The following is an 8,698-nucleotide window of genomic DNA, read 5'->3' on the forward strand; positions in this document are numbered from 1 at the left end:
GTGGGAGAGTAGGACGCCGCCGAACAATCTTTCAAGGACCCTTGGTCCCAGCGTTCATGCTGGGACCAAGGGTCCTTTTTTGTTTCCCCGAAGCGCGTCGGATGGTCGGCTGCGCGAGAATGTCTGTGGTACCCGATGACAGGAGTCACCCCCATGTCCACCAACTCTTCCGACGACCGTCCGGAGCGCGAGCCGCGTCGCCGGGACGCCGGTGACGGGGGCGGCTTCCGAGGCGGTCGCGACGACCGGTCCGGCGCGCCTCGACGTGACAACGACCGCGCCCCGCGCCGTGACGACAACCGTGGTGGCGGCAGCGGTGGCGGCTTCCGCCGTGACGACAGCCGTGGTGGCAGCTCCGGTGGTGGGTTCCGCCGCGATGACCGGGCTCCGCGTCGTGATGACAGCCGTGGTGGTAGCTCCGGTGGCGGTTTCCGTCGTGATGACAGCCGTGGTGGTAGCGCTGGTGGTGGGTTCCGTCGTGATGACCGGGCTCCGCGTCGTGAGGACGACCGTGGTGGATACCGGGGCGGTCAGCGTGATGACCGGGGCGGGCGCCCCGGTGGTGGCTTCGAGCGTCGTGACGACCGTCCGCGCGGCCCTCGTCGCGACGACGAGCGCGGCGGCAGCGGTGGCGGCTTCCGCCGCGACGACAACCGCGGCGGCAGCACCGGAGGCGGTGGGTTCCGTCGTGATGACAGCCGTGGTGGCAGCACCGGCGGCGGTGGGTTCCGTCGTGAGGACCGGGATCGGGCCCCTCGTCGCGAGGACGACCGGCCGAGCAACTTCCGTCGTGATGACCGGGCTCCGCGTCGTGAGGACGACCGTGGTGGATACCGGGGCGGCCAGCGTGATGACCGGGGCGGGCGCCCCGGTGGCGGGTTCGAGCGTCGTGACGACCGTCCGCGCGGCCCTCGTCGCGACGACGAGCGCGGCGGCAGCGGTGGCGGCTTCCGCCGCGACGACAACCGCGGCTTCGACCGCGACCGTGGGCCGCGTCGTGACAACGACCGGGGCAACGACCGTGGTGGCTACCGTGGCCGTGACGACCGTGGTGGTTACCAGGGGCGGGACGACCGTGATCGCGAGCCGATCAAGCGTCTGCCCATCCCTGACGACGTCACGGGCGACGAGATCGACAAGGACGTCCGCCAGGAGCTGATGAGCCTGCCCAAGACGCTCGCCGAGGACGTGGCGCGGAACCTCGTCATGGTGGCCCGTCTGATCGACGAGGACCCCGAGGAGGCGTACGCGTACTCGCGCATCGCCCTGCGTCTGGCCTCGCGCGTCGCGGCGGTGCGCGAAGCCGCCGGGTTCGCCGCGTACGCCACCCAGAAGTACGCGGAGGCACTGGCGGAGTTCCGTGCCTCCCGCCGCATGACCGGGTCCGTGGACCTGTGGCCCGTGATGGCCGACTGCGAGCGTGGACTCGGCCGCCCCGAGCGGGCGATGGCCATGGCCGGTGAACCCGAGGTGCTGAAGTTGGACAAGGCCGGCCAGGTCGAGATGCGCCTGGTCGCCGCCGGGGCCCGCAGGGACATGGGCCAGATCGACGCCGCGATCGTCACGCTCCAGAGCCCCGAGCTCGCGTCGAGCGCTGTCCACTCCTGGACGCCGCGCCTGCGGTACGCCTACGCGGACGCCCTTCTGGGCGCAGGGCGTGAGGAAGAGGCCCGCGAGTGGTTCGCCAAGGCCATGGAGGCGGACAAGGACGGCGCGACCGACGCGTCGGACCGGCTCGCCGCGCTCGACGGTGTCGAGTTCGTCGACGCCCTCGGTGAGGACGATGAGGAGCAGGACGGCGCGGCCTCCGTCCCCGCGGATCTCCACGACGCACACGACGACGCGCATGGCGACGCGGACGACGACGATGTCGCAGCCGTCCAGGAGGCCGAAGGAGACGCCGACGCCGACGAGGCGGATGGCATCGACGAGGACGAGGATGACGACGACGTCGACGGGCCCGCGAAGGCGTGAGTGCTGAAGCGCTGAAGCGCTGAAGCGCGACCGTACGAGCAGACGAAGGAGGAGGGCGGCACCTGGCGGGTGCCGCCCTCCTCCTTCGTCGTTGTCGGCCGTCAGTCGCTGCCGACGCTCCGCAGGACCAGACCCGTGGCCGGTTTCGGACCGAAGGACGTCGACTTCCGGGGCATGGTGACGCCCTGCCGGGCCAGGTCCCGGACGACGTCCTCGCTCACCGGGTGCATCAGCACCGCCGTGCCCTCGTGCCGTTCCGCCTGCTCGACCGCGGCCTCGGGGTCGTGGATGTAGGCGATGTGGTCCGGGGCGTCGGGTATCCGCCAGACATGTTCGAGCAGCGCGGAATGCAGTACGGCGGCGTCCAGGCGCCGCCAGGCCGCCGGCCGGGCCGCCGGTACCGTGCGGGCCAGCAGGTGCTCGTCGGGCCGGTCGACGAGGTGGAAGCGTCCGTCGCCCGCGAGCAGGAACGCGTTGCCCTCGGCGGCGGCCCCGGCCAGTGCATCGAGCGCCGTGCGGACAGGCCCCTCGACGACCCGGACCCTGCAGACGCCGTCGAGAGCGCGCAGGGCTTGTGCGACCGGCAGGCGGCGCAGCAGACGGTGGATGGCACGGACCTGCAGGGGATAGCGGACCGTGTCGACGAGCAGGACCAGGCCGAAGTCCCAGGGGCCCGGCCCCGAGTGCTCCCGCTGCAGTTCGAGATACGTCGCCCAGCGGTGGTGCCCGTCGGCGATCAGAGCCTGGCGCCGGGCCAGGTCGGTCTGGATCTCCGCCCGTTCCGCAGGGTCCGGGACGGCCCAGAGGCGGTGGGCGACACCGTCCTCGGTCGTCGTGGCGAGCAGCGGAAGACGCTCCACCACCCGTTCGATGACGGCGGTGGCGCCGGTCGGGCCGCCGTCACCGGCATAGCTGAGGAGCAGGGGTTCGAAATGGGCTGCCGCAGTGCGCATCAGGGCTGCCCGGTCCTCGACGATGTCGGCCATGACGTCCTCGTGCGGGAGCACGACCCCCTCGGCCGCCGGCGAGAGTGCCAGGGCCCCGATGACACCGCGTTGGAGAACGTCTCCGGCACGCTGCTCGTAGACGTACAGCACCGGCTCCGGGTCGGGGGCGAGGATCCCCTCAGCCAGCCAGCGGTGCAGGGTCGCCGCCGCCTGCCGGTGGCGGGCGGCGGCGCTGTCCGCCTGGGGGAGGATCAGCCGCACGATGTTGTGCGGGTCGGCCGACTCGAGGTGGTGCAGCCCGTCGGGCCGTACGACGACGTCGTACGGCGGAGACGTCACGGCGGCGAGGCTGCCGACCTTCTCGGGGACGTACCGCAGCCCGCGGAAGGGGATCAGCCGCAGTCCTCGGCCGCCGGCAGGCCCGGGTGTGTTCATTCGTGCATCGTATGTGCGCCCCGGTATGGGCGATGATCGGGGGACAGGCACGGATAGAGGAGCGCAGGCATATGAGCCAGCAGTACAGGTCCCGGCCGCTCGGGAGCAGCACGGCGCTGAGCGAGGCGTACGACACGGCCCTGCTCGACCTCGACGGGGTGGTGTACGCGGGCGGGCACGCGATCGAGCACGCCGTCGAGGCGCTGGGGACCGCGAGCGAGGGCGGCATGCGGCTGGCATACGTGACGAACAACGCCCTGCGCACCCCCGACGCCGTGGCGGAGCACCTGACGGAGCTGGGCGTCCCCGCGGAGCCGTCGGACGTGATCACGTCGGCGCAGGCGGTGGCCCGGCTGATGGCTGATCAGTTGCCCTCGGGAGCCCGGGTGCTGGTGGTCGGCGGGGAGGGGTTGCGCGTCGCGCTGCGTGAGCGGGGGCTGGTGCCCGTGGAGTCGGCGCAGGACGATCCGGTGGCCGTGGCGCAGGGGTACGGGGGGCCTGACATGGCGTGGGGGCGGTTCGCCGAGGCGGCGTACGCGATCGCGGGAGGGGCCCAGTGGTTCGCCTCCAACACGGACCTGACGATCCCGGGCGCCCGGGGTATCGCCCCGGGCAACGGTGCCGCGGTCGAGGTCGTGCGGATCGCGACGGGCGCGGAGCCCCAGGTCGCCGGCAAGCCTCTGCCCCCGATGCACCGCGAGACGGTCCTGCGCACCGGGGCCGAGCGGCCGCTCGTCGTCGGGGACCGGCTGGACACCGACATCGAGGGCGCCTTCAACGGGGGTGTGGACTCGCTCCTGGTGCTCACCGGGGTGACCGACGCCGCGCAGCTGCTCGCGGCCGAGCCGAAGTACCGTCCGACGTACGTGGACCGTGACCTGCGCGGCCTGCTCACCGGGCAGCCCGAGGTGTCGGAACGGGACGGCGTGTTCGAGTGCGGTGGCTGGACTGCCGGGGTTCGGGGCGACGCCCTGTCGCTGGAAGGCGAGGGGGACGCGCTGGACGGCCTCCGGGCGCTGTGCGGGGCGGCCTGGACACACGCGGAGGAGGGTGCGTGCGACCTCGACGCGGGGAAGGCGGTGGCCAGGCTCGGCCTGTAGCCGGCGGGGACGAGCGGCCGTGTCTGTGCGGACGTGTCGGGGCGGGCCGCGCACGCCGAGCTGACCGCACCGAGGGGAGCGCACCGAGCTGACCGCACCGAGCGGGCGGGCCGTCACGTCGGGTACCGCCGAGGCCCGTGACCAGCAGGATAGGCTAACCTAACCCGGTGTTGGTCGAGAGTCCCCCCGAATCGAACGCCGGCCCCGCGACCGCGCCGGACAGGCCGGTGCGCACCGGCCGTCACGCGTTGCGCGCCGCCGGGCTGCTGGCAGCCGTGGGCGTGCTGGTGCTGGTGTGCCTGGCGAGTGTGGCCGTCGGTGCCAAGGCGCTGCCGCTCTCCGAGGTCTGGCACGGCCTGTTCCACGCCTCGGGCACCAGCGGCGACGTCCTCGTACGGGATGTGCGGGTGCCGCGCACGCTGCTCGGGCTGATCGTCGGAGCCGCTCTCGGGCTGGCGGGGGCGGTGATGCAGGCGCTGACCCGCAACCCGCTCGCCGAACCCGGACTGCTGGGTGTCAACGCGGGGGCGTCGGCGGCCGTCGTCTCGGCCATCAGCTTCTTCGGTGTCACCTCGCTGACCGGATACGTCTGGTTCGCTTTCGGCGGCGCCGCGATCGTCTCGGTGGCGGTGTACGTCCTCGGGGGCAGCCGGTCCGCGAACCCGGTACGGCTCGCGCTCGCGGGCACGGCGGTCACCGCGGCCCTCTTCGGCTACGTCAACGCCGTACAACTGCTCGACGCGGCCGCCCTGGACCGGCTGCGGTTCTGGACCGTCGGATCGCTGGCCTCCGCGAACACGGGGACCGTCGGGAAGGTCTGGCCGTTCATCGCCCTCGGCGTGCTGCTGTCGCTTCTCATCGCCCGCCCGCTGAACGCGCTGGAGATGGGCGACGACACGGCCAGGTCGCTCGGCGCGCACCTCACCCGCACCCGGGTCCTCGCGATGGTGGCCGTCACCCTGCTCTGCGGGGCCGCGACCGCCGCCTGCGGGCCCATCGTCTTCATCGGCCTGATGATCCCGCACCTGGTCCGCACCATCACCGGCCCCGACATGCGGTGGATCCTGCCCTACGCGGCCGTCCTCGCCCCGGTGCTCCTGCTGGGCGCCGACGTGGTCGGCCGGGTCGTGGCCCGCCCCTCCGAACTCCAGGTCGGCATCGTCACCGCGCTGCTCGGCGGACCCGTCTTCATCCACCTCGTACGACGCAAGAGGATGGCCCACCTGTGAAGGCCGCCCAGGACACCACCACGGCCGGAGCCACGGCACGGGAGACCGGGACGGCACCGGGCACCACCAGGACCGTGCGCGCGGTGCGGACCGCCGGCGGCCACTCCTTCCGCGTCGACGTACGGGCGTTCCTGGTCGTCGTGCTGCTCGTCGTCGCGGCGCTCGCCGCGGCTGTGGTGCTCATCGGCAGCGGCGACTTCGCCATGTCGCCGGGCGAGGTCCTCACCACACTGTCCGGCAACGGGACCTTCCAGCAAGAGTTCATCGTCACCGAGCTGCGGCTGCCGAGGGTCCTGGTCGGCCTCCTCGTCGGTGTCGCGCTCGGCGTGGGCGGTGCGGTCTTCCAGAGCGTCTCCCGCAATCCGCTGGGCAGCCCCGACGTGCTCGGCTTCGGCCAGGGATCCGCGGTCGGAGCACTCACCGTGATCGTCCTCCTGGGCGGCGGGGCAACCGAGGTCGCCGCGGGCGCCGTGGGCGGCGGCATCCTGACGGGGGCCGCCGTCTACCTGCTGGCCTGGAAGAAGGGCGTGCACGGCTACCGCCTCGTCCTCGTCGGCATCGGCGCGGCGGCGATGCTCACCGCCGCCATCCACTACCTGATCACCAAGGCGAACCTCGTCGACGCCACCCGCGCCGTCGTCTGGATGACCGGCTCCCTCGACGGCAGGGACTGGTCCCAGGTGTGGCCTCTGCTCGCCGTCTGCGCGGTCCTCCTGCCCGTGGTACTGGGCCACGGGCGGGCACTGCGCATGATCGAGATGGGCGACGACGCCGCGCACGCCCTGGGCGTACGGGTGGAACGCACCCGGCTGGTCCTGCTCTGCTGCGCCGTGCTGCTCGTCGCGGTCGCCACCGCCGCAGCCGGCCCCATCGTCTTCGTGTCCCTCAGCGCCCCGCAGGTCGCCCGCCGGCTCACCCGCGCCCCGGGCCCCAACCTGGCCGCGTCGGCCGCCACGGGCGCGGCCCTGCTGCTCCTCGCCGACTGGACGGCGATGAACGCCTTCGGCGACCGCCAGCTGCCGGTCGGCGTGGTCACCGGCGTGATCGGCGGCTGCTACCTCCTGTGGCTGCTGGTGTCGGAACGCAGGGCGGGCCGCATATGAACCGCCGCGACCCGGTGACACGACCGGGCCCCGCCACCGCGCCGGACCCCGCCACCGCGCGGACGACACCCCTCGACTCCGGGAGCACGACCATGCAGCGCCTCACCGCGGACTCGGTGACCCTCGGCTACGACCAGCGGATCATCTCCGAGAACCTCTCGGTCGAGATCCCCGACAACTCCTTCACCGTGATCGTCGGCCCCAACGCCTGCGGCAAGTCCACCCTGCTGCGCGTTCTCTCCCGGATGCTGCGGCCCAGCGGGGGTGACGTGCTGCTCGACGGGCAGTCCATCCACCGGATGCCCGCCAAGAAGGTCGCCAGGACGCTGGGGCTGCTGCCCCAGTCCTCCATAGCCCCCGACGGCATCACGGTCGCCGACCTCGTCTCCCGGGGCCGTTACCCGCACCAGGGACTGCTGCGCCAGTGGTCGCCCGAGGACGAACGGATCGTCGTCGAGTCCATGGCCTCCACCGGCGTCGGCGAACTCGCCGACCGCTACGTCGACGAACTCTCCGGCGGCCAGCGCCAGCGCGTCTGGATCGCCATGGCACTCGCCCAGCAGACCCCGCTGCTGCTCCTGGACGAGCCGACGACGTACCTCGACATCCAGCACCAGATCGACGTCCTCGACCTCTGCGCCGAACTGCACGAGGCCCAGGGCCGCACACTCGTGGCCGTGCTGCACGACCTCAACCACGCGGCCCGGTACGCCACCCACCTCATCGCCATGCGCGGGGGCGAGATCGTCGCCGAGGGCGCGCCCGCCGACATCGTCACCGCCGAGCTGGTGGAGCGGGTCTTCGGCATGCGCTGCCAGATCATCGACGACCCGGAGACGGGCACCCCGCTGGTGATCCCGGCCGCCCGCGGGAAACGTGCCGGGGCCACCGCCTGAGCCGGGAGCCGGGGCCCCTCAGAGCAGCGACTTGAGCTTCAGCAGGTCGCGGAAGCCCGCCTCCAGCCGGACCCGCCCCGACGCCCAGGCCTTCGCGAAGTTCAGTTCGCCGTCCACCATGGCCACCAGGTCGTCCCCGGTCATCGCCAGCCGGATCTGCGCCTTCTCGCGAGGCGGGCCGTCGTACGTGTCGAGCACCTGGATCCGGCCGTTCGCCAGCCGTCCGGTGAAGGTCCCGTCGAGGTCCGTGATGTGGCAGCTCAGCGAGCGGTCGAGAGCGGCGGCGCTGCGTACGTCGCCGTCGGCGCCCGCCAGGTTGCCGGAAAGTGTGTCGAGTGCGCTGCGGCACTCCGCCATGGTCGCCATCGTCACCGACGGTACACCGGCCCTTCGGGGTAGCGTTCCCGCATGAGTGACTCGATGCCGGAACCGGGGCCGGCGCGGGAGGGCGGGACGGACGACGGCGCCGCACCCACCGCCGCGCCCGGGACGCCTTCCTTCGACCCCGCGCCGCCCGCCCCCCTCGGTGTCGCGCGCACCCCGACCGGGCACGCCCGGGTGGACGCGAGGCTGGAGCGCCTGGCCGACGCCGACCACCTCCCGGCGGACGGCCACGGCGAGGTGTACGAGGATGTACACCGAGGGCTGCGCGACGAGCTGACCGAGCTGGACGCCCGGCCCGCACCCGCACCGACGCCCGCGCACGACAACAGGAGCTGAACCGAACGTGGCAGGAGTGGCACGTCGCCGCCTCGACGCCGAGCTGGTACGCCGCAAGCTGGCCCGCTCGCGCGAGCACGCGAGCCAGCTGATCGCAGCGGGGCGGGTGACCGTCGGCGGCAGCACCGCGACCAAGCCCGCCACCCAGGTCGAGACGAGCGCCCCCGTCGTCGTCCGCGAGGACGACAGCGATCCCGAGTACGTCTCGCGCGGCGGGCACAAACTCGCGGGCGCGCTGGCCGCCTTCGGGCCCCTCGGGCTGGAGGTGGAGGGGCGGCGCGCACTGGACGCCGG

10 protein-coding genes are annotated in these 8,698 nt (G+C 72.9%); 8 read left to right on the plus strand and 2 right to left on the minus strand.

The annotated features are described in order from the left end of the window. The first annotated feature begins 289 nt into the window (after positions 1-289). Both ABZ371_RS24610 and ABZ371_RS24615 read left to right on the plus strand, forming a co-directional pair. Positions 290-1,159, plus strand: coding sequence for a hypothetical protein (locus ABZ371_RS24610; protein ID WP_358683337.1), 870 nt, complete (start codon positions 290-292; stop codon positions 1,157-1,159). After that, on the plus strand, positions 1,159-1,974 hold the full coding sequence (locus tag ABZ371_RS24615; RefSeq protein WP_358683339.1) for a hypothetical protein: 816 nt from the start codon (positions 1,159-1,161) through the stop codon (positions 1,972-1,974). The genes ABZ371_RS24610 and ABZ371_RS24615 overlap by 1 nt, the downstream gene beginning before the upstream one ends. 101 nt (positions 1,975-2,075) lie before the next feature. Here ABZ371_RS24615 and ABZ371_RS24620 read toward each other — a convergent pair whose 3' ends face one another. Continuing rightward, positions 2,076-3,356, minus strand: coding sequence for a DUF1015 domain-containing protein (locus tag ABZ371_RS24620; RefSeq protein ID WP_358683341.1), 1,281 nt, complete (start codon positions 3,354-3,356; stop codon positions 2,076-2,078). Positions 3,357-3,427: 71 nt separating this feature from the next. On the opposite strand from ABZ371_RS24620, the gene ABZ371_RS24625 reads away from it, so the two are divergent. The 4 genes from ABZ371_RS24625 to ABZ371_RS24640 all read left to right on the plus strand — a co-directional run bounded on the left by ABZ371_RS24625 (position 3,428) and on the right by ABZ371_RS24640 (position 7,684). After that, a complete protein-coding gene (locus ABZ371_RS24625) occupies positions 3,428-4,456 on the plus strand; it encodes an HAD hydrolase-like protein (RefSeq protein ID WP_358683343.1) in 1,029 nt (342 codons plus the stop codon). Positions 4,457-4,683: 227 nt separating this feature from the next. Then, positions 4,684-5,685, plus strand: coding sequence for an iron chelate uptake ABC transporter family permease subunit (locus tag ABZ371_RS24630; RefSeq protein WP_358683353.1), 1,002 nt, complete (start codon positions 4,684-4,686; stop codon positions 5,683-5,685). A gap of 74 nt (positions 5,686-5,759) precedes the next feature. Then, positions 5,760-6,788 (plus strand): iron chelate uptake ABC transporter family permease subunit, encoded by a 1,029-nt coding sequence (locus ABZ371_RS24635; protein ID WP_358683355.1) that lies wholly within the window; start codon positions 5,760-5,762, stop codon positions 6,786-6,788. 92 nt (positions 6,789-6,880) lie between these two features. Then, positions 6,881-7,684: an ABC transporter ATP-binding protein gene (locus tag ABZ371_RS24640; protein ID WP_358683345.1), complete on the plus strand. Its 804-nt coding sequence runs from the start codon at positions 6,881-6,883 to the stop codon at positions 7,682-7,684. Between the two features lie 18 nt (positions 7,685-7,702). On the opposite strand, the gene ABZ371_RS24645 is transcribed toward ABZ371_RS24640, so the two are convergent. Continuing rightward, on the minus strand, positions 7,703-8,050 hold the full coding sequence (locus ABZ371_RS24645) for an SCP2 sterol-binding domain-containing protein (RefSeq protein WP_358683347.1): 348 nt from the start codon (positions 8,048-8,050) through the stop codon (positions 7,703-7,705). A 42-nt stretch (positions 8,051-8,092) separates the two neighbouring features. On the opposite strand from ABZ371_RS24645, the gene ABZ371_RS24650 reads away from it, so the two are divergent. Further along, the gene (locus ABZ371_RS24650) at positions 8,093-8,404 is read left to right on the plus strand and encodes a hypothetical protein (RefSeq protein WP_358683349.1); all 312 of its coding nucleotides are present in this window, start codon (positions 8,093-8,095) and stop codon (positions 8,402-8,404) included. Between the two features lie 7 nt (positions 8,405-8,411). Further along, the coding region (locus tag ABZ371_RS24655; protein ID WP_358683351.1) for a S4 domain-containing protein at positions 8,412-8,698 on the plus strand (287 nt) is incomplete at its 3' end.

Source organism: Streptomyces sp. NPDC005899, assembly GCF_040629645.1.
Classification (GTDB): Bacteria; Actinomycetota; Actinomycetes; order Streptomycetales; family Streptomycetaceae; genus Streptomyces.

Coding starts and splice junctions, on each gene's coding strand:
- ABZ371_RS24615 (WP_358683339.1), top strand. CDS start 1,159: ATGAGCCTGCCCAAGACGCTCGCCGAGGACGTGGCGCGGAACCTCGTC.
- ABZ371_RS24620 (WP_358683341.1), bottom strand. CDS start 3,356: ATGAACACACCCGGGCCTGCCGGCGGCCGAGGACTGCGGCTGATCCCC.
- ABZ371_RS24625 (WP_358683343.1), top strand. CDS start 3,428: ATGAGCCAGCAGTACAGGTCCCGGCCGCTCGGGAGCAGCACGGCGCTG.
- ABZ371_RS24640 (WP_358683345.1), top strand. CDS start 6,881: ATGCAGCGCCTCACCGCGGACTCGGTGACCCTCGGCTACGACCAGCGG.
- ABZ371_RS24645 (WP_358683347.1), bottom strand. CDS start 8,050: ATGGCGACCATGGCGGAGTGCCGCAGCGCACTCGACACACTTTCCGGC.
- ABZ371_RS24650 (WP_358683349.1), top strand. CDS start 8,093: ATGAGTGACTCGATGCCGGAACCGGGGCCGGCGCGGGAGGGCGGGACG.